Below are 19047 nucleotides of genomic sequence, written 5' to 3'. Positions count from 1 at the left end.
TCTCAAGAATCCTTCGGCTCGAAAGGCCGTTATGCCGTGTAGACGAAGGCCGTCGCGTCCTTCGCATCGGGCGACGGCGAGTTCTTGGCAAATTCGATGCCGTCCGCGATCTCGCGCTCGACGCCCGCCCGGATCGCCTCGATCTCGGCCGCATCCACGACGCCATAGTCCAGCATCTCGGCCTCGAACCGGCCGATCGGGTCCTTGGAGATCCAGTCGTCGATTTCTTCCTTGGTGCGATAGCGGTTGCGATCGCTCTTGGAATGGCCGCGATGGCGGTAGGTCTTGCACTCGATGAGGGTCGGCCCCTCGCCGGCCCGCGCGCGCTCGATGGCCCTGTGCGAGGCTTCGGCGACATCCGACAGCGAGTTGCCGTCCACCGTGACGCCCGGCATGGAATAGGCCACGGCGCGATCGGCGATGTTCTTGACCGCCGTGGAGCGCTCGGTCGAGACCGACATGCCGTATTTGTTGTTCTCGCACACGAAAACGACCGGCAGCTTCCAGATCGAGGCCATGTTGAGCGCCTCGTGGAAAGCGCCCTCGTTGTTGGCCCCGTCGCCGAAGAAGGACACGACGACGTCGCGCCGCTTCTGCATCTTCATGGAGAGCGCGGCACCCACCGCGATCGGCAAGCCACCGCCCACGATGCCGTTGGCCCCGAGATTGCCCTTGGTCACGTCGGCAATGTGCATCGAGCCGCCGCGCCCCCGGCAATAGCCCGTTTCCTTGCCGAAGAACTCGGCGAACATGCGCCCGACCTCGGCACCCTTGGCAATGCAATGGCCGTGGCCGCGATGGGTGGAGGTGATCTGGTCCGTATCGGTCAGCGCGAGGCAGGTGCCGACGGCGGACGCTTCCTGCCCGATGGAGAGATGCATCGTGCCGTGGATGAGGCCGCGCATATAGCTTTCCTCCGCCCCTTCCTCGAAGCGGCGGATCAGATGCATCTGGCGCAGCGCGTCCTTCAGCACTTCGGGCGGGAAGTGACGGAAGGCGAAGGGCTTGTTGTCGCCCTCGCGCGCAGCCGGAGTGTCGGCTACCTCTTCGGCGGACGGGGCCATCTGGGGCAATGCGGACATGGGTTCCTCCCTCCCCTCTCCTCAGGCCGCCGCGCTGGCCGCGAACCGGCTGTCGGCCTGATCGAGGCGCTGGCGGATCTGGGTGATGACGAGACTGTCGTCCGGCTGGCAATTGGCGTAGGTCAGCTTTTCGCCGGCCTTGATCGGCTTGATGACGCGGGCGCGCTCGGCCAGACCCAGCGGCAGAGCGCCCTCGTCCCGCGCGCCTTCCCAGGTCATGGCGAAGCCGCGATAGTCGTATTCGCCGATCTGGCCGAGCGTATCGCCGGGGTTCAGATCGCGCTTGGCGAGCGTCACGCATTCGGCCACCGGGCGCTCGGCGGGCTGCATGTCGGGCGCCTTCTTCACCACCGCGCGCACCGCCGAGAGCGGCACTTCCAGCGAGGTCAGGTGGTAGGGGCGGAAGATCGTGTAGTTGGGGCCGGGGCCCATCTTCAGATCGCTCATGCGCTCCAGCACGCGCTCGTGCCTGGGCTTCACGATACAGAAGACGCCGGGCGCGACGCCCTTGCCGATCGAATAATCGACCTTGCCGGTCCCTGAGAGAACGCCGCCGTCCTCCTTCGTGCAGAGAACCGAGGCGAGCTCGTCGCGCGTCGCGGCCGGGCCGTGCATCCCCGGAACATCGGGCACGAGCCCGGTCGCGTTGGCCACCGCCACCATCTCGATCATGGTCTTGGAGCCGTCCACAAACTCCACCAGCATGCGCGCATTCATGTTGCGCCGCGCCGCTTCCTCCTCATAGGCATCGGGCGTCGCGTCGAACTTCAGCGGGTTGTTCTTGCCCTTGCCCGCGCACACGATGTCGAAGCCGAGCGATTGGGCAAAGCCGACGATCTCGATCGTCGCCGCCGGCTCGTCGCCCGCCGCGCCCGTGTAGACGACGCCGGCCTTGGCGGCTTCCTCGCGCAGGAAACGGCCGATCGTGATGTCGGCCTCGACATTCAGCATGACCACATGCTTGCCGTTTCGGAAGGCTTCCAGCGCGATCAGCGTCCCGACATTGGGATTGCCCGTGGCGTCGATCACGACGTCGATATGGCCCGAGGCGCAGAGCGCCTTGTAATCCTGCGTCAACGCGACCTTGCCGCCCTCGATGGCGCGGTCGATGTCGTTGACGCCGCCGGCGTGGGCGAATTCGGTGCCCGCCATGCGCAACGCGGCCTCCGCGCCCGCGATGTTCAGCTCGGACAGAGCCCCCAGCCGGACACCTGGCATGAGGGTGAGCTGCACCACCATGTCCGTGCCCATCTGGCCCGAGCCCGCGAGCCCCACCGTCACCGGCCCGTTCTTGTCCGCATAGGCCTGAAGCTCGGCCGCAAGGCCCACCTGAAGAATGGTCATCGAATATCCTCCCTGCGATCTTTGATACTTTTGTATATTCAAAAGCACAAGAGTTCAAAGATCGAGAAGTGAGAATCCTTCACGTGCCCAGAGGGCCCACCATCATGCGCTCGTCAGCGACGCAGGTTTCAGGGTCGATGACGAGCGCATCGCGGAGCGGAACACCCAGCCCTTGAGGCCCACATGTCGTGGCAGCGGGCCTGAGACAGAGAGATCAGCGTCTCAGGGTTTCGCAAGAACCATCAGACCGAGCATGCAGGCCGCTTCGGGCTGATAAAACGGTTGGACGGTCAGAGCTTTGGAGGACCGAAGCCTCAGAAGAGCAGACGCGCGCGCCGCCAAAAGTTCGGGAAGCCGCCGGCCCTGCACGCACTGGTCGGCGGCCACGGCGTCAAAACCGATAGGTCGCGTTGACGCGGAAGGAGCGGCCGGGCTCGGAATAGAAGAGGTTCGGCTGCGAGCGCGCCTCGGGCACGTTCACCGCGTCATAATAGGTCTTGTCGAAAAGGTTGAAGACACCGGCGGCGATCTTCAGGCCCGGCAGCGGCTCCGGCTCGACCCAGGCGGTGACATCCACCACGCCATAGCCCGGCGCCTTAAAGCCGTCGTCCACCTTATCCCGCCGCGCGGCGAGCTTGGTCGTCACCTCGCCACCCCAATGCGTTTGCGCGTAGCCCAAGCCGAGGATCGCGGTCAGCGGCGGCACGGAGTCGAGATAGGTATCGTCCGTCAGGTTGCGCCCTTCGGCATAGGCGAGCGAGGCGCGCGCCGTCCAATGGTCGAGGAAGCGGGCATGAGTGCCCAGTTCGACGCCCGAAATCCGGGCGTCGGGAACGTTGGTGTAACTCGACACGCCGCCCAGCGGATATTCCCCGCCCGGCCTGGTCAGCTGCACTGTGTCGATGAAGTTCTGGTAGCGCGTGGTGAAGAGGTTGATCCGCGCGCCCAACGCCTCGTCCCCGGCGCGCAGGCCGACATCGAACCCGTCACTCGTTTCGGCCTCGAGATCGGCATTGCCCCGGCGCAGATAGGAGCCGACCGCGCCATAGCGCGAATACAGCTCGCCCACCGTCGGCGCGCGGAAGCCCCTCGTATATTGCGCATAGGCGGTGAGAGCGGGCACCAGATCGTATTCGAGCCCAAGCTTGGGCGAAAAGGCGTGGTCGCTGTTCTCAGGCGGCAGCTTGCCGTCATAGGCGGCGCTGGCGCGATATTCGGGCGTGGATTCCGGTTCGTTGTCGTACCAGTCGAAGCGCAGGCCCGGTGTCACGCGCAGCCGGCCCGCGAGAAGCGAGACCTCGTCCTCGCCGTAGAGGCCGACGAGGCGGCTGGTGACATCGGGCGCGTCGGCCTGGTTGGTATGGAGCATCCCGCAGGCGAAGCGATCGCGCGCGCGGCGCAGCGAGCAGGCGTCCCGGCCGGCGGAATATTGCGTCGTGTCGGCGCTGCGAAGCTCGGTGCCGAAGGTCAGGCGGTGCCGGACCGAGCCCGCGTCCAGTGTCTTGGAGGCGAAGCCGTTGATGCCGACCGCTGCTTCCTCGATCGAATTGTCGCGCGTGAACGGCCCGATCACCGAGGTCGAGCGCAAGGCATCGACGGTCGTGTCGCGCGAGACGTCCTGATAATACAGAACCGCCCGCGCCGTATCGATCCAGCCCTCGCCGTCCGGCGTGTCGAAATCATAGGTCAGCGCCGCCTTGCGCCGCCCGACCTCCTCACCTGTGTGATAGTTGCCGGCGCGGTAATTGCCGGTCGCGCTTTGGCTGGTGCGCCCGTCGACCGTCGCGTCGCGATGGTAGATTTCGCCCGTAAACCCGAAACGGTGCCCACCCTCCACATTCTGATAGACCTTGGCCAAGAGGCTATAAGCCTCGTCATCGGCCGGATTCGCCTTCGTGCGGGAGGCGCCGAGACTGTCGGCCTCGCCCATCGTCTCCGTTTCGTGGCCGCTGCGATAGGTGCCCTGAACCAGCGCCGTCGTGTCGCCCGCGCGGATCGCCAGGGCATGGCTGGTGAACCCGCTTCGGTCGGCCGAATCATAACCGGATTTCGACAGGGTGCCGATGCGACGCCCGCCGAGCAGGAGGTCTTCGGGCTCGAGCGTGCGCAGCGCCAGAACGCCGCCGAGCGCGCCCGAGCCCAGAAGCGGGTCCGCCCCGCGCGTCACGTCCAGGGCCGAGAGGGCGTTGAAGTCGAAACTGTCCGCCCCACCGTTCGCCCCGCGCGTCACGTCGCTGAGATAGGGCACGCGAATGCCGTCGATCGTGGTGAGGACGCGCGGCCCTTCGAGGCCGCGAATATTGATGCTGTTGGTGGCGCGATTGAAAGAAATGCCCGCTTCCTGCGTGCGGCCGAGATCCTGAATCGTGTCGATCAACTGATTGTCGATCGCCGCGCGCGTCGTGGTGCTGGTGGTCTGCGTTCCAGCCACCCCGTCCGACGCCCCGGCCTCACCGGATTCGACCGTCACGGTCTGAAGCTGAACCGCGTCAGTGGCCGACACCGCCGTCTGAGCTTGCGCGGCTTGAGGGGCGAACAGGGCGCAGGCGGCCACACCGATCAAGAGAGTTCGACTGGTCACGGCCATCTGCCCTGATCCTTTCCGAGGTGAAAGCAACAAAAAGATCGCGCACGCCTCGATCGAGGCCGAGGCGCTCAACGCCATCGCGTGCAGTGTTGTCTATCTCCCGTAAAAACGAAGAGTCAAACAAATACGACTCGATTTTACTACATCAGAACGCTTCAAAACCGCCAACGTAATATATAGAATCATTCAAAGAACCATTCTAAATTGACTTTATAGGATGATTTACTTGACGCATCGCACGCGCGGATATTAAGCAGGCACGATCATTCCAGCTGCGGAACGGCCTGCCATGCGCGCGTCCACCCTCGCCCTCGCCTTGACCCTCCTTTCCTTGCCCGCGCTTTCGACCGCTGCTCGCGCCGATCCGCTGCCGACGCGCGTCGTCTCGATCGGCGGTGCGGTGACGGAAATTCTCTATGCTCTGGGCGAAGCGGGGCGCGTCGCGGCGGTGGATACGACCAGCCTCTACCCGCCCGCCGCGCTCCAGGAGAAACCCAATGTCGGCTATCTCCGCGCGCTGTCGGCCGAGGGCGTCCTGTCGCTGTCGCCGGACCTCATTCTCATGGACAATGGCGCGGGGCCGAAAGAGGCGGTGGCGCTGATCGACGCTGCCGGCGTGCCGGTTCGCCATGTGCCGAGCGGGCAGACCGTTCCCGAGCTTCTGGACAAGATCCGCATCGTGGCCGGCGCGGTCGGGCGCGAGGCCGAGGGCGAGGCCCTGGCGCAGCGCACCGAGCGCGAGTTGCAGGCCCTGGCGGAGGACCTGAAAGGCATTCAGCAGAAGCGCCGCGTTCTCTTCATCCTGTCGATCGCCGACGGGCGCGCCAACGCGGCGGGGCGCGGCACGGGGGCGGATGCGGTGATCCGTCTGGCCGGCGGCGAAAACGTCTTCGCCGAGGCAGAGGGCTACAAGATGGTCTCGCCGGAAGCCGCCGCCGCGCTCCAGCCGGACGTGATCCTGATGGTCGATCGCGCCGGCCCGGGCGGGCAGGACCCTTTGTCGATTCCAGCGCTCGCCGCCACGCCCGCCGGCCAGACGGGAAGCGTGGTTCGCATGGACGCCGCTTACCTGCTCGGCTTCGGCCCGCGTCTGCCGGCGGCGCTGCGCGATCTCGCCGCGCGCCTCTATCCCGAGGCGGGCCTGCGCGCCGCCGCGCCAGCGCCCGAGGAGGCGGCCCATGTCCGTTGAGGCCTTGCCTCTCGTGGCTTACGCCCGCTCCTCTGCGGGGGACCGCAGCGACAGCGCGCGCATGGCGACGCTCGCGCTGTCGCTGCTGCTTCTCGCAACGCTAGTGGCCGCGCTCGGCACCGGCCCCTCGCCGCTCTCGCCCGGCCGCGTCGGCGCGATCCTGCTGGCCGGCCCCAAGGGCCAGGTCGCGTCGCTCGCCGACACCGTCATCGTCTGGCAAATCCGCCTGCCGCGCGTTCTCCTGGGGGCGCTGGTCGGCGCGTCGCTCGGGCTCGTCGGCGCGATGATGCAGGGCCTGTTCCGCAACCCGCTGGCCGATCCCGGCCTGATCGGCGTATCATCAGGCGCGGCCTTCGCGGCGGTCGCCACGATCGTTCTTTCAGGCGGCGCGCTTGCGCCCCTCGCCGCCGCGCTCGGCCTCTATGCCCTGCCCGTCGCCGCCTTCGCCGGCGGTCTGGCCGCGACGCTCCTGATCTACCGGATCGGCACGCGGGCGGGCCGCTCCTCGGTCGCGCTCATCCTGCTCGCGGGCATCGCGCTCGGCGCCTTCGCGGCGGCGGGCACGGGTTTTCTCGTCTATCTCAGCGACGACAACCAGTTGCGCGACCTCACCTTCTGGAGCCTCGGCGGTCTGTCGGGCGCGACCTGGACCAAGCTTTGGGCCGGCCTGCCGATGATGGGCGCGGCGCTTCTCCTGTCGCCCTTTCTGGCGCGCGGGCTCAACGGCATCGTGCTCGGCGAGGCGGAAGCCTATCATCTCGGCATTCGCGTGCAGCGGTTGAAGCGCCTGACGATCCTCCTCGTGGCACTCGCCACCGGCGCGGCCGTCGCGGTGTCGGGCACGATCGGCTTCGTCGGCATCGTGGTGCCACATCTCCTGCGCCTCTGGTTCGGGCCGGACCACCGCCATCTCCTGCCCAATGCTGCGCTCGGCGGGGCCATACTTCTGCTTCTCGCCGACATGGCGGCCCGCACGTTGGTCGCGCCCGCCGAACTGCCCATCGGCATTCTCACTGCCGCGCTCGGCGCGCCCGTCTTTCTCTGGATTCTGCTGCGCCGTCGCGGCCTCGCGGGACTCTGATCGCCGATGCTCACTCTATCCTCCGCCAGCCTCGCCTATCACGGCCGCACGGTGGTTCATCCGCTCGACCTTGCGATCGAACCCGGCATGGTCACGATCGTGATCGGGCCGAACGGCGCGGGAAAATCCAGCCTCCTCAAGCTGATGACGGGTGAGGTCGAGCCGTCAGGCGGCGATGTCAGGCTGGACGGTCAGCCTTTTTCCCGCTGGACGCCCGAGCGTCTGGCGCGCCGACGCGCCGTCCTGCCGCAAAGCTCCAGCCTCGCCTTTCCCTTCACCGTCACGGAGGTCGTCCGCTTCGGGCTGGAGGCGGGCGGACGGGCACGCGAGCCCGCCGCGATCCAGATCGCGCTGGCCCGAGTCGATCTCGCAGGCTTCGCCGGCCGGCTCTACGAGGAATTGTCCGGCGGCGAGCAGCAGCGGGTGCATCTCGCCCGCGTCCTCTGCCAGATCGGCGCGCCCGTCGCGGAGGGCCATGCCCGGCTTCTGTTTCTGGACGAGCCGGTCTCCAGCCTGGACATCCGACACCAGCTCGGCGTGCTCCAGATCGCGCGCGACTTCGCGGAAGGCGGCGGTGCCGTGGTCGCCGTGCTGCATGATCTCAACCTTGCCGCCGGCTTCGCCGATCGCCTCGTCGCCATGGCAGGCGGGCGCGTCGCCGCCGACGGGCCGCCCGCCGAGGTGCTGACCGACCGGCTGGTGGAAGAGGTCTTCGGCGTTCGACTGCCGGTCGGCGCAACGCCCTTCCCGCCCCAACCCTTCGTCCTGCCGCAGACGGCGGCGCAGATCAGGAATGCCCCATGGACACGCTAAGCGATCCAACCACGACCGTTGCCACCCCCTTCTACGCCACGGGCAAGCGCAGCCGCGACCTCGCCGCGGAACTCGGTCTGTCGGAGGCGGAGCTCCTCGTGGCCCATCGCGGGCCGGAGGTCGTGCGCCTGCGCCTCGACCCGAAGGCGTTGGTGGAGGCCCTCCCGGCGCTCGGCGAAATCATGGTGCTGACGCGCAACGACGCAGCCGTCCACGAGAAGGTCGGCACGTTCGGCCAAATCCGCTTCGGACAAGAAACCGGCCTCGTGCTCAATCCGCCGATCGACCTGCGCCTCTTCCCCCGCCATTGGCGCGCCGCCTTCGCGGTGGAGACCCCGCATGAAGCCGGCCCGCGCCGCTCGGTGCAGATTTTCGACGCGGCGGGCGATGCGGTGATCAAGGTGCATCTGCGGGCCACCTCCAGCCTCGACGCCTTCGAAGCCCTGCGCACACGCTTCGCCGCGCCCAAGGCCGAGCCGCTGGACATCGCGCCCTACCCGGCGACATCGGCCACACAGGCGGGCGATCCGGCGGTCTTCCGCGCCGAGTTCTCGCAGATGCGGGACGTCCACGAGTTCTTCCCGCTCCTGCGCCGCCATGGGCTCGACCGGCGCGCGGCGCTCCGCCTTCTCGGCCAGGATCACGTGCAAAAGATCGGCGCGCTGGCCGCGACCCGGCTTCTGGAGGACGCCAGCGCCACAGAGCTGCCGATCATGTGTTTCGTGGGAACTCGCGGCTGCATCCAGATTCATTCCGGTCCGGTCCAAACCATCCGCGCCATGGGGCCTTGGATCAACGTGGTCGATCCCGGCTTCAACCTTCATCTGCGCGAAGATCTGGTGGCGGAAGCCTTCGCCGTGCGCAAGCCGACGCGGCATGGCGAGCTGACCTCGGTCGAACTCTACGACGCCCGGGCCGAGCTCATCGCGCAGTTCTTCGGCGTGCGCAGCGAAGAAGGACCGGAAGACCCGCGCTGGCGCGCGCTGGTGACGCGGCTTGGGGCTGGCTTCAGCGCTTGAGAGCCTGTTGGCATCACCCATTCTCTATTTTAGAATGATTCTAAACTAGAGTCTTGGAGAGCCTCCATGCGTTTCCTGCCGTTCGGCCGCCGCGCCTTTTCCGACCTCAGCGAGCGTGAAATCCTCGCACTCGCCATTTCGGCGGAGGAGGATGACGGCCGCATCTATGCCACCTATGCCGAGCGCCTGGAGGCGGACTATCCGGCTTCCGCCGCCGTGTTCCGCGAGATGGAGCGCGAGGAGGACGGCCATCGCCGCACCCTGATCGCCGAGCACGAACGGCGGTTCGGCCCGACCATTCCGCTGATCCGGCGCGAGCATGTGGCGGACTACGTCTCGCGCCGCCCGGTCTGGCTGGTGGAAAATCTCGGGCTGGAGCAAATCCGCGCCGAGGCCGAGCGGATGGAGGACGCCGCCGCCCGCTTCTACGAGGCGGCCGCCGCGCGCACGAGCGACGCCGGCACACGCCGTCTCCTGGGCGATCTCGCGGCCGCCGAGCGCGGCCACCAGACGCGGGCAGGCGAACTCGAGCAGGCGCATCTCAGCGAAGGCGCGCGCGCCGACGAAGCGACGGCCTCGCGGAGGCAATTGATCCTGACGCTGATCCAGCCGGGGCTGGCCGGGCTGATGGACGGCTCGGTCTCCACCCTCGCCCCGATCTTCGCCACGGCCTTCGCCACGCGCGATCCGGCGACGACGCTGACGGTCGGCCTCGCGGCCGCGATCGGCGCGGGCATTTCGATGGGCTTCACCGAGGCGGCGCATGACGATGGCAAGCTGTCGGGCCGTGGCTCGCCCATCAAGCGGGGCCTTGCCACCGGGCTGATGACGACGCTGGGCGGGCTCGGCCATGCCCTGCCCTATCTCATCTCGGAGTTCTGGACGGCGACGATCGTCGCCTTCGTGGTCGTCTTCATAGAGCTTTGGGCCATCGTCTGGATTCAGAACCGCTTCATGGAAACGCCGATCCTGCGCGCGACGACACAGGTCATCATCGGCGGCGCGCTGGTTCTGGCGGCCGGCATCCTGATCGGCGGTGGCTGACACGGAAGGCTTAACCACCACACGCTATAAGAGAGAAAAGGATGATTCACGCGCGAGGCATGAGGCCGGAGCGATCGAACCGGCAGGACCGCGCAGGACGCGCCGGCTCTGCTTCGAGGGATGAAACCGCTCATGCTCAGTGCCCTGCAGAACACGGCCGTCCAATTGCTTCGGCCTGCCATGACGCCCGATCCACGAAACCGCATCGCCCCCGACGACAGCCCGATCGCGGCCGCGCGAAAGATGGTTGATTCGGGTCCCCTCACCGGCACGGAGAAACCCGGCGTCACGCAGGTCAAACTCAAGCTGTTCGAGCGGCTGGGTGAGGCGCTTGGCCTGAAGGTCGAGGATTACGCCTCGCTCGGTTCCTATGCCCGCGCCGTGCGCGGCGCGATCGAGGCGACCGGGCAGCAGGAGGGCGGCGCTGCGGCGCTTCAGGCGATCGAACAGACGCTCGACCTCAATAAGCTCGGCATGACGCTCGACACGCTGATCGGCGCGATGGAGGAACCGGAGGGCGAAGCCGATCGCGCCTTGGAAAAGGCGCTCGCCGAGTTTCTGGGCGTCGAGCCGCCCAAGGGGAAGAGCGGCGCAGGCCCCTTCCAAACGGACGCACTCGGGCTCTACGGGCCGGCGGCCGGGCGGTAGGGCCGCGCAGGCTCCCCCATCTACGAAAGCCATCCGTTTTCGCGCTCAGCGACTGCGTTCCAAGCCATAGAATGAGCCGATCCGGGGGCTACGGGCTCGCCGGGTCGGTGTCCGCGCGTCCCGGCCCTGACGCATAGCATCGACCGAGCCGTTTGCCCCCACTCGCCATCCGCCTCTTAATGGATGCGCGCCCCGCCCGGATCATCCCGGCGGAAGACCCGATGTCGCCATTGCCGAGGTTGTCGGCACCCTTTACGATCCCTTTTATGCGGCTGAGGTGGTGGCTAGAACCCGTGGGCGTTCGGGCCGGCAAACCGGCGGGCCGAGATCGCCGGCAGGTCGAGTGTCGGATGCGAGAGGACAGTCCCCAAAATACCCGATCGCCTCTCGGACTATCCGTTTCGCGTCAAACCTCTCTCCGCCCCTCGTAGCGGCTCACCGCCCCCGACTTTTCCAGAGAACCGTCCGAAAGGGCCTCGTCCATGAACATCGCTCCCCACCCCAACGATCTTCGCCCGATCATCGAGGCGGACCGCCGACATGTCTGGCACCACATGCTCCAGCACAAGCCGCTGGAAACCAACGATCCGCGCATCATCGTGGAGGGCAAGGGGCTCAAGGTCTGGGACGCGGCGGGGCGCGAATATCTCGACGCGCTGTCGGGCGGCGTCTGGACCGTCAATGTCGGCTATGGCCGAACCTCCATCGCGGACGCCGTGCGCGACCAGCTCGTCAAGCTGAACTATTTCGCCCAGTCCGCCGGCTCCATTCCCGGCTCGCTTTTCGCGCAGAAGCTTCTGGAGAAGATGCCCGGCCTGTCGCGCGTCTACTTCAACAATTCCGGCTCGGAGGCCAACGAGAAGGTCTTCAAGATGGTCCGGCAGATCGCCGAGCGCCATAACGGCGGCAAGAAATGGAAGATCCTCTGCCGCGAGCGCGACTATCACGGCACCACGATCGGCACGCTCGCCGCCTCCGGCCAGCTGCAGCGCGCCGCCATGTACGGACCCTACCCGGACGGCTTCGTCATGGTTCCGCACTGCCTCGAATACCGCAAGCAGTGGGATGTCGAGAACTATGGCGAGCGCGCGGCCGACGCGATCGAGGAGGTGATCCTGCGCGAGGGGCCGGACACGATCGGCCTTCTGTGCCTCGAACCCGTGACCGCGGGCGGCGGCGTCATCGTGCCGCCCGAAGGCTACTGGCCGCGCGTTCAGGAGATCTGCCGCAAGTACGACATCCTTCTCCATATAGACGAGGTGGTCTGTGGCCTCGGGCGCACGGGCACCTGGTTCGGCTACCAGAATTTCGGCGTCCAGCCCGATTTCGTGACCATGGCGAAGGGCGTGGCGTCGGGCTACGCGGCGATCTCCTGCACGGTGACGACGGAGGCCGTGTTCGAGAAGTTCAAGGACGATGCCGATCCGATGGCCCATTTCCGGGACATCTCGACCTTCGGAGGCTGCACGGCGGGTCCGACGGCGGCGCTGGAAAACATGCGCATCATCGAGGACGAGGGGCTGCTCGACAATTGCCTCGCCATGGGCGCGCGGCTGCGGGCCAACCTCCTGGCGCTGAAAGACAAGCACGCGGTCATCGGGGATGTGCGCGGGCTCGGCCTGTTCCAAGGCGCGGAGCTGGTGAAGGATCGCGCGACCAAGGAGCCGGTGGACGAGAAGAGCGTGGCGCGCGTGATCGCGGAAGCGGGCGCGCGCGGCGTGATGATCGGCGCGTCGAACCGCTCGATCCCCGGCCTCAACAACACGCTCTGCCTTGCCCCGGCGCTGGTGGTCAGCGCCGCCGAGATCGACGCCATCACCGCCGCCATCGACGGCGCGCTCACAGCCGTGTTCGGCTGACGCTTCGAAAGGGCCGGCGAGCGGGAGCTCTTCCCCTCGCCGGCTCTGTCATCGGGCCGTCAGGCGGCCGGGCTAAGTCAGGGGACTCTGTCCCGGATGTCTCGTGGCCTGCCGATGCTGTTTCCCGAACTGAGCTATGCCCGCCCGCATGATCGCCTCGCCCGGCGTCTGGTGATCCGCTCCATGGAACAGGCGGCCGGGCGGCGGAAGCTGGCGCGGCTCTACGCGCTCTGGCGCGAGAGCGCCCGACGCGAACCCGCCTCGCGCTTTCAGGCCATGCTGGCCCTCATGCGCATTCACCTCGACATATCCGGGACCTGGCCGCCGGCCATCGCGCCTGGCGAGCCGCTCGTGATCCTCGCCAACCATCCGTTCGGCATCGGGGACGGCGCGGCGCTTCTGGCGCTGGCCGAACGGCTCGGCCGCCCGTTCCGCATTCTCGTCAGCAACGATCTCATGCGCATCGAGGAACTGGCCGAGTTCGGCCTTCCCATCTCCTTCGAGGAGACGCGGGAGGCGCAGGCGCTGAACCTTCAGACGCGGCGCGAGGCCATGCGCCTGCTCGGGCAAGGTGTCACGATCATCATCTTCCCGGCCGGCGGCGTCGCCACCGCGCCCAAGACCTTTGGTCGCGCCGAAGATCTGCCGTGGAAGCCCTTCGCCGCCCGGCTGGCGCGTATGGGCCGGGCCACCGTCCTGCCGGTTCATGTGGAAGGGCAGAACGGCCCTCTTTTCCACTTCGTCAGCCCCTTCTCGCAGACGCTGCGCTATGGCCTCCTGATCGGCGCGTTCCGCCGCCTTTATGGACGCGGCATCACCATGCGCGTCGGCGCGCCGATCCGCTTCGAGGCTGCGCCAGAGGGGCGCGAACTGACCGATGCGCTGCGCCGCTCCGTCTTCCAGCTCGCGCCGGCCGAGCCGAGCCGCCCGGCGGGTTTCCGCCGGGCGCTCGCCCTCGCGCTCAAGCGGCGCGCGGCCTGACCTCAGGCCGCGCCGTAGCCGACCACGCCCTTGATCTCCAGAAACTCCTCCAGCCCGAAATCGGCATATTCGCGCCCGTTGCCGGACTGTTTGTAGCCGCCGAAGGGCGCGCCGGGATCCCAGGCGGGATAGTCCAGATAGACGCTGCCGGCCCGCATCCGCGAGGCGACGCGGCGCGCGCGGGCCGGATCGCCCGACTGGATATAGGCGGCGAGCCCATAGACCGTGTCGTTGGCGAGGCGGATCGCATCCTCCTCGCTTTCATAGGAGAGGATCGACAGGACCGGGCCGAAGATTTCCTCCCGCGCGATCGTCATGTCGGGCGTGACATGCGCAAAGACCGTGGGCTGGACGAAATAGCCCCGGTTCATGCCATCCGGCCGCCCGAGCCCGCCCGCGACGAGGCTGGCTCCCTCCGCGATACCGGTCTCGATCAGGCGCTGGATCTTGTCATATTGCATCTGGCTGACGACCGGACCGAGATGCACCCCGTCCGCATCCGCCGGGCCGGTCTTGAAGGCGGAGGCTGCGCGCGCGGCGATCTCGGCCGCTTCGTCGTGCCGATCGGCGGGCACGAACATGCGCGTCGGCGCATTGCAGCTCTGGCCCGAGTTTCCGAAGCAACCCTGCACGCCCTTGGTCACCGCCGCTTCCAGATCGACATCGGGCAGAAGGATATTGGCGGACTTGCCGCCGAGTTCCTGATGCACGCGCTTGATCGTGTCCGCCGCGCCTTTGGCAACGAGAATGCCGGCGCGGGTCGAGCCGGTGAAGGACACCATGTCGATGCCCGGATGGCGCGAGATCGCCTCGCCGACGCCAGGTCCGTCGCCATTGACGAGGTTGAACACACCCGCCGGCACGCCCGCCTCATCCATCATCTCGGCGAAGAGGATGGCACTCAGCGGTGCGATCTCGGAGGGTTTCAGAACCATGGTGCAGCCGGTCGCCAGTGCCGGCGCGACCTTGGCCATGATCTGGTTCATCGGCCAGTTCCAGGGCGTGATCATGCCGACGACGCCGATCGGCTCCTTGAACACCATGGTCGTGCCGCGCGGTTCCTCGAAGCGGAACGTCTCCAGCGTCTCGATCGCCTTCTTGAGATGGCGCAGGCCAATGCCGGCCTGCCATTCGCGCGCGAAAGGGAGCGGCGCGCCCATCTCGCGGCTGATCACCGCGCCGAGTTCGTCCAGCCGCCGCTCGTAGATCGTCTGAAGCCGGCGCAGGAGTGCCAGCCTCTCCTCCCGGCTGGTGAGCGAGAAGCTTTCGAAGGCGCGCCGCGCGGCCGCCACCGCCTTGTCCACGTCTTCGGCCGAGCCGATTGCGATCTCGCCGCAAGGCTCCTCCGTCGAGGGATCGATGACGGCGAGGCGCTTCAGTTCAGCCGGGTCCACCCAGGCGCCGTCGATATAGAATTGCAAGGCGTGGCTCACGGGCATTCTCCTGCCGATGCGATAGGGTCTGAAACAGAGGTCAGGCGGATGGGCGCTGGCGCAGGAAGGCCAGCATGGTGCCGGCGTCCGAGACCTTGACGCCGACGCCCTCGGGCTCGTCGCGCACCCCCGGCTCGAGGAACATCTTCACGATCGCACCATCTTCCACGAGCATGGAATAGCGCCAGCTGCGAAGGCCCATGCCGGTCTGTGTGCGCTGAACGAGAAGTCCCATGCGGCGCGTGAAATCGCCATTGCCATCGGGCAGCATGAAGACCTTCTCCACGCCGCTGGCCTTGGCCCACTGAAAGAGCACGAAAGCGTCGTTCACCGACAGACAGACGACCTGATCGACGCCGAGCGCCCGAAACTCGTCATAATGCGCTTCGAAGCCCGGCAGATGGGTCTCCGAGCAAGCGGGTGTGAAGGCGCCGGGCACGGCAAACAGCACGATGCGCTTGCCCGAAAAGACATCGGCGCTCGTCAGCGACTTCCACTCGAACGGGTTCGGTCCGCCCAGCGCGTCGTTGCGCACGCGCGTGCGGAAGGTCACATCGGGAACACGGTCGGGCTGCATCGCCTCTCCCCTCGACTCGGAAGCGGCCAGTGCCGCCAAAGTGGATTCTGGGCCGGCGGACCGGGCGAGGCAAGGCTTGGCCGTGTTTCCCAGCCCACGAAAAAGGCCCACCGCGCGGCGGCGGCGAGCCTCGTTCCGTCAGCGTGTCCGGCGCAAGGATCAGGCGCGAAGGCGCCGCTCCGTCGCCACGCCCTGCATCACACCGCGAATCTCCGCAAGACCGCGCAGACGGCCGATAAGGGAATAGCCGGGGTTGATGCGCTCCTTGTCGAGATCGTCAGCCATGAGATGGCCGTGGTCGGGCCGCAGCGGAATCTGCCAGTCGGCCCGCCCCTCGGCCACGCGCCGCGCCTGCTCGTCCAAAAGCGCGATGATGACGGCCGGCATGTCGCTGGAGCCGCCGAGATGGTCGGCCTCATGGAAGGAGCCGTCCGGCTCGCGCGTCACATTGCGCAGATGCGCGAAGTGGATGCGCGGCCCGAACTCGCGCACCATGGCCGGCAGGTCGTTTTCCTCGCGCGTGCCATAGGAGCCGACGCAGAAGGTCAGCCCGTTCGCCTCATGGTCGGCGGCCGCGAGGATGCGGCGGGCATCGGCGGTGGTCGAGACGATGCGCGGCAGACCGAAGAGCGAGAAGGCCGGATCGTCCGGGTGAATGCAGAGACGCAATCCGCACTCGGCCGCCACCGGCGTGATCTCGCGCAGGAAATGGGCGAGATGCTCGTGCAGATCGTCGGCCGTCAGCCCGTCATAGTCGGCCAGCGCCTTGAGGAGCAGCACGCGGTCATACTGGCGCTCGCTGGCGGGCAGGCCGGCGATCAGATTGCGCTCGATGCGCGCGGCGCGCTCCTCGGTCATGTCGGCCATGCGCGCCTCGGCCTCGCGCACGCGCTCGGGCGCATAGTCGCCTTCCGCGCCCGGCCGCTTCAGGATGAAGACGTCATAGGCCGCGAAATCCACCGCGTCGAAGCGCAGCGCCAGCGCGCCGTTCGGCATGGGATGTTTCAGCTCGGTGCGTGTCCAGTCGAGAACGGGCATGAAATTGTAGCAGACGGTAGAGACGCCGGCCCGCGCCACGGCCCGCAGCGAATCCTTGTACCAGCCGATATAGCGGTCGCGCTCGGGCGCGCCGATCTTGATCGAATTGTGGACAGGGATGCTTTCCACCACCGACCATTCCAGCCCGGCCGCCTCGATCGTGGCCTTATGCTTCAAGAGCGCGTCTTCGGGCCAGGGCGAGCCGTCATAGATGCCGTGCAGCGCCGAGACGATGCCCGTCGCGCCGGCCTGCGCGATATGGGCGAGCGGCACGGGGTCCGACGGACCGTACCAGCGAAAACATTCCTTCATCATCGGCAACATGATCGAGCCCTCTCTTGACTCGCTATTTGTTGGACCAGATCATGCGCCTTGACAAGAGGTTGTCGTTCCGAAGCGAAGTGGACGTCCCTTTTTGCCATTGTGGACCAACAAGAGATCGCCATGACCGATTCCAAATCCGAGACGAGCCCTTCGGAGGGCGAGCCGCGCCTCTCGGCGGTGGATCGGCTGGTGGAGGATTTGCGCGAGATGTTCGCGCGGCGCAGCCTTCGGGTCGGCGATGCGCTGCCGACCGAGCGGGAACTCGGCGAGATGTTCGGGGCGTCGCGCAATACGGTGCGCGAAGCCTTGGTGGTGCTGCGCGCCTATGGTCTGGTGGAAACGCGGCCCAAGGTCGGCGCTGTTCTGGCGAGCGGCCATGGCGAGGCGCTGCGCCGGCTCTTCTCCTTCCATGACGGCATCTCGCCGGGCGAGTTTCGCGATGTGCAGGGCTTTCGCCGGCTGATCGAGATCGGGATCGGCGAGGACATCCTGAAGCGCGCCGAGCCTGCGGATTTCGATGCGCTGGATCGCGTCAACGACCGGATTCTGAAGGCAGAGACCAGCACGGCGCGGGCGCAGGCGGACTATGCCTTTCACGAGGCGCTGATCGCGCTGGGGGCCAACCGTACGACGCTTACCACCTTCCGCTTCCTGCGCCCTGTGATCGAAGACCTGATGCGGGTCGGCAAGGACGCGCGCCCGGTTCAAGCCAACACGCACGAGACCCATCGGGAGATCGTGGCGGCGCTGCGGGCCGGCGACCGCCTCGCCTATGCCTATCTCATGAGCCGCCATCTCGACTACGGGCTGCGCTTCGTGCCGGGGCCGCGAGAGACCGATTAGGCTCGGGCAGACCTCGCCTCGCGCGCGGGGCCGCCCGGCGCCAGAAGCCGCGCGACGCGCGAGCGGGCGGGCACTTCGATGAAGCGCCAGACCAGCGTTCCCAGAACGATGGACGTGAGGATCGAGGCGGCGAGAACGCCCCACTGGAACGGCGCGCTGGCGTGCGCGGCCGCCTCGCTCCAAAACAGGCGCGCCCCGTACCATACGAGCGGATAGCCCAGCAGCATGACCAAGGCATGGGTCATATAAAGACTATAGGAAATCGAGCCGAGAAAGCGCGCCGGTGCGGAGCTGAGAGGGCCTTGCAGCACAGGCGCGTTGAGAACGGCGAGCGTCAGAAGCGGGATCAGAAAGACCACCACAGGCGCGAGATCAGGAACGTTCAGAAGGGCGAGAACGAGGCCTGCCAGCATCAAGGCCAACGCGGGATGGGCGAACCGTTCCCCAAAGGTTTGATGGAGGGGATAGAGCGCCACGCCCGCTAGAAACAGCGGCAGAACGCGCGCCAGGACCACCAGACCATTGGTCGGATAGCGATCCGGCGGCAGATCGGCCCAATAGAGCGCGAACACGCCGCCGACGCAGAGCGCCACGAGGATCGTGAGCCACATCGCTTTCCTGCGCAGGACTGGCCCGACCAGAAACGGAAACAGCACATAGGCGTGCCATTCCGCCGAGATCGACCAGGAGGGGAAGTTCCAGCTTCGATGATCGATCCAAGGCGAATGCAGCATCAGAAGCGAGGCGAGGCCCGACTGCCAGGAAAACCGTCCCGCCTCGTCCATGACCTCGGGCGTGCCATAGAGCCGCGGGACGAAGACGATCGCCAGCACCAGCAGGGCGGCGAGGTGGACGGGATAAAGCCGGGCGATGCGGGCGACGAAGAAGGCCCGGTACTCCGCCCACGTCACCTTCCGGGCGAAGGTGGAGCCATAGACATAGGCCATGACGAAGCCGCTCATCACGAAGAACACGTCGACGGCGAACCAGCCCTCCCCCACGATCGGCAGGGCGCGGGTCAAAGGGCCGGATATGACCCCGAGCGGTTCCCGGAGATGATAGACGACGACGAACAGCGCCAGGATGCCTCGCAGACCGTCCAGTTCCTCCAGCCGCCGGCGCGGCGGATGGGCAAGCACTGGAGGGCGGATGGGCAAGGCCGAACTCGTCTCTGCCATGGCTTTC

At 67.1% G+C, this 19047-nt stretch carries 16 protein-coding genes; 9 read left to right on the top strand and 7 right to left on the bottom strand.

Going from position 1 to position 19047, the window contains the following annotated elements:
* Nucleotides 1-29: 29 nt before the first annotated feature.
* From NS365_RS09835 to NS365_RS09825, 3 genes are all read right to left on the bottom strand, one after another.
* Entirely contained in the window at nucleotides 30-1064 is a 1035-nt protein-coding gene (locus NS365_RS09835; protein ID WP_058600114.1) for a thiamine pyrophosphate-dependent dehydrogenase E1 component subunit alpha, read from the bottom strand.
* A 39-nt stretch (nucleotides 1065-1103) separates the two neighbouring features.
* The gene (locus tag NS365_RS09830; RefSeq protein ID WP_058600113.1) at nucleotides 1104-2426 is read right to left on the bottom strand and encodes an NAD(P)H-dependent oxidoreductase; all 1323 of its coding nucleotides are present in this window, start codon (nucleotides 2424-2426) and stop codon (nucleotides 1104-1106) included.
* Between the two features lie 391 nt (nucleotides 2427-2817).
* Nucleotides 2818-5013 (bottom strand): TonB-dependent hemoglobin/transferrin/lactoferrin family receptor, encoded by a 2196-nt coding sequence (locus tag NS365_RS09825; protein WP_058600112.1) that lies wholly within the window; start codon nucleotides 5011-5013, stop codon nucleotides 2818-2820.
* 289 nt (nucleotides 5014-5302) lie between these two features.
* On the opposite strand from NS365_RS09825, the gene NS365_RS09820 reads away from it, so the two are divergent.
* The 8 genes from NS365_RS09820 to NS365_RS09785 all read left to right on the top strand — a co-directional run bounded on the left by NS365_RS09820 (nucleotide 5303) and on the right by NS365_RS09785 (nucleotide 13647).
* Nucleotides 5303-6202, top strand: coding sequence for a heme/hemin ABC transporter substrate-binding protein (locus tag NS365_RS09820; protein WP_058600111.1), 900 nt, complete (start codon nucleotides 5303-5305; stop codon nucleotides 6200-6202).
* Entirely contained in the window at nucleotides 6192-7283 is a 1092-nt protein-coding gene (locus NS365_RS09815; RefSeq protein WP_058600110.1) for a FecCD family ABC transporter permease, read from the top strand. Before NS365_RS09820 ends, NS365_RS09815 begins: the two co-directional genes overlap by 11 nt.
* 6 nt (nucleotides 7284-7289) lie before the next feature.
* Nucleotides 7290-8096 carry a heme ABC transporter ATP-binding protein gene (locus NS365_RS09810; protein WP_058600109.1) on the top strand — a complete coding sequence of 269 codons (807 nt, stop codon included), beginning with the start codon at nucleotides 7290-7292 and terminating at the stop codon, nucleotides 8094-8096.
* The gene (locus NS365_RS09805; RefSeq protein WP_058600108.1) at nucleotides 8084-9115 is read left to right on the top strand and encodes a hemin-degrading factor; all 1032 of its coding nucleotides are present in this window, start codon (nucleotides 8084-8086) and stop codon (nucleotides 9113-9115) included. The genes NS365_RS09810 and NS365_RS09805 overlap by 13 nt, the downstream gene beginning before the upstream one ends.
* 66 nt (nucleotides 9116-9181) lie before the next feature.
* Nucleotides 9182-10159: an iron exporter MbfA gene (gene mbfA, locus NS365_RS09800; protein ID WP_058600107.1), complete on the top strand. Its 978-nt coding sequence runs from the start codon at nucleotides 9182-9184 to the stop codon at nucleotides 10157-10159.
* Nucleotides 10160-10291: 132 nt separating this feature from the next.
* Nucleotides 10292-10807 (top strand): hypothetical protein, encoded by a 516-nt coding sequence (locus tag NS365_RS09795; RefSeq protein WP_058600106.1) that lies wholly within the window; start codon nucleotides 10292-10294, stop codon nucleotides 10805-10807.
* Between the two features lie 482 nt (nucleotides 10808-11289).
* A complete protein-coding gene (locus NS365_RS09790) occupies nucleotides 11290-12666 on the top strand; it encodes an aspartate aminotransferase family protein (RefSeq protein ID WP_058600105.1) in 1377 nt (458 codons plus the stop codon).
* Between the two features lie 96 nt (nucleotides 12667-12762).
* Nucleotides 12763-13647 (top strand): 1-acyl-sn-glycerol-3-phosphate acyltransferase, encoded by an 885-nt coding sequence (locus tag NS365_RS09785; RefSeq protein ID WP_244498412.1) that lies wholly within the window; start codon nucleotides 12763-12765, stop codon nucleotides 13645-13647.
* Between the two features lie 2 nt (nucleotides 13648-13649).
* Here the strand turns inward: NS365_RS09785 and NS365_RS09780 are convergent, their stop codons facing one another.
* From NS365_RS09780 to uxuA, 3 genes are all read right to left on the bottom strand, one after another.
* Nucleotides 13650-15080, bottom strand: a complete 1431-nt coding sequence (locus NS365_RS09780) for an aldehyde dehydrogenase family protein (RefSeq protein ID WP_058600103.1) — start codon at nucleotides 15078-15080, stop codon at nucleotides 13650-13652.
* A gap of 40 nt (nucleotides 15081-15120) precedes the next feature.
* A complete protein-coding gene (locus NS365_RS09775) occupies nucleotides 15121-15657 on the bottom strand; it encodes a peroxiredoxin (RefSeq protein WP_058600102.1) in 537 nt (178 codons plus the stop codon).
* A gap of 159 nt (nucleotides 15658-15816) precedes the next feature.
* On the bottom strand, nucleotides 15817-17007 hold the full coding sequence (gene uxuA / locus NS365_RS09770) for a mannonate dehydratase (protein WP_058600278.1): 1191 nt from the start codon (nucleotides 17005-17007) through the stop codon (nucleotides 15817-15819).
* A gap of 132 nt (nucleotides 17008-17139) precedes the next feature.
* On the opposite strand from uxuA, the gene NS365_RS09765 reads away from it, so the two are divergent.
* On the top strand, nucleotides 17140-17862 hold the full coding sequence (locus NS365_RS09765; protein WP_058600277.1) for a FadR/GntR family transcriptional regulator: 723 nt from the start codon (nucleotides 17140-17142) through the stop codon (nucleotides 17860-17862).
* Here the strand turns inward: NS365_RS09765 and NS365_RS09760 are convergent.
* Nucleotides 17859-19040, bottom strand: coding sequence for an acyltransferase family protein (locus NS365_RS09760; RefSeq protein WP_058600101.1), 1182 nt, complete (start codon nucleotides 19038-19040; stop codon nucleotides 17859-17861). The genes NS365_RS09765 and NS365_RS09760 overlap by 4 nt on opposite strands.
* Between the last annotated feature and the right edge of the window lie 7 nt (nucleotides 19041-19047).

Source organism: Aureimonas ureilytica (assembly GCF_001475935.1).
GTDB lineage: Bacteria > Pseudomonadota > Alphaproteobacteria > Rhizobiales > Rhizobiaceae > Aureimonas > Aureimonas ureilytica_A.
This window is presented reverse-complemented; position numbering and strand designations above follow the sequence as displayed.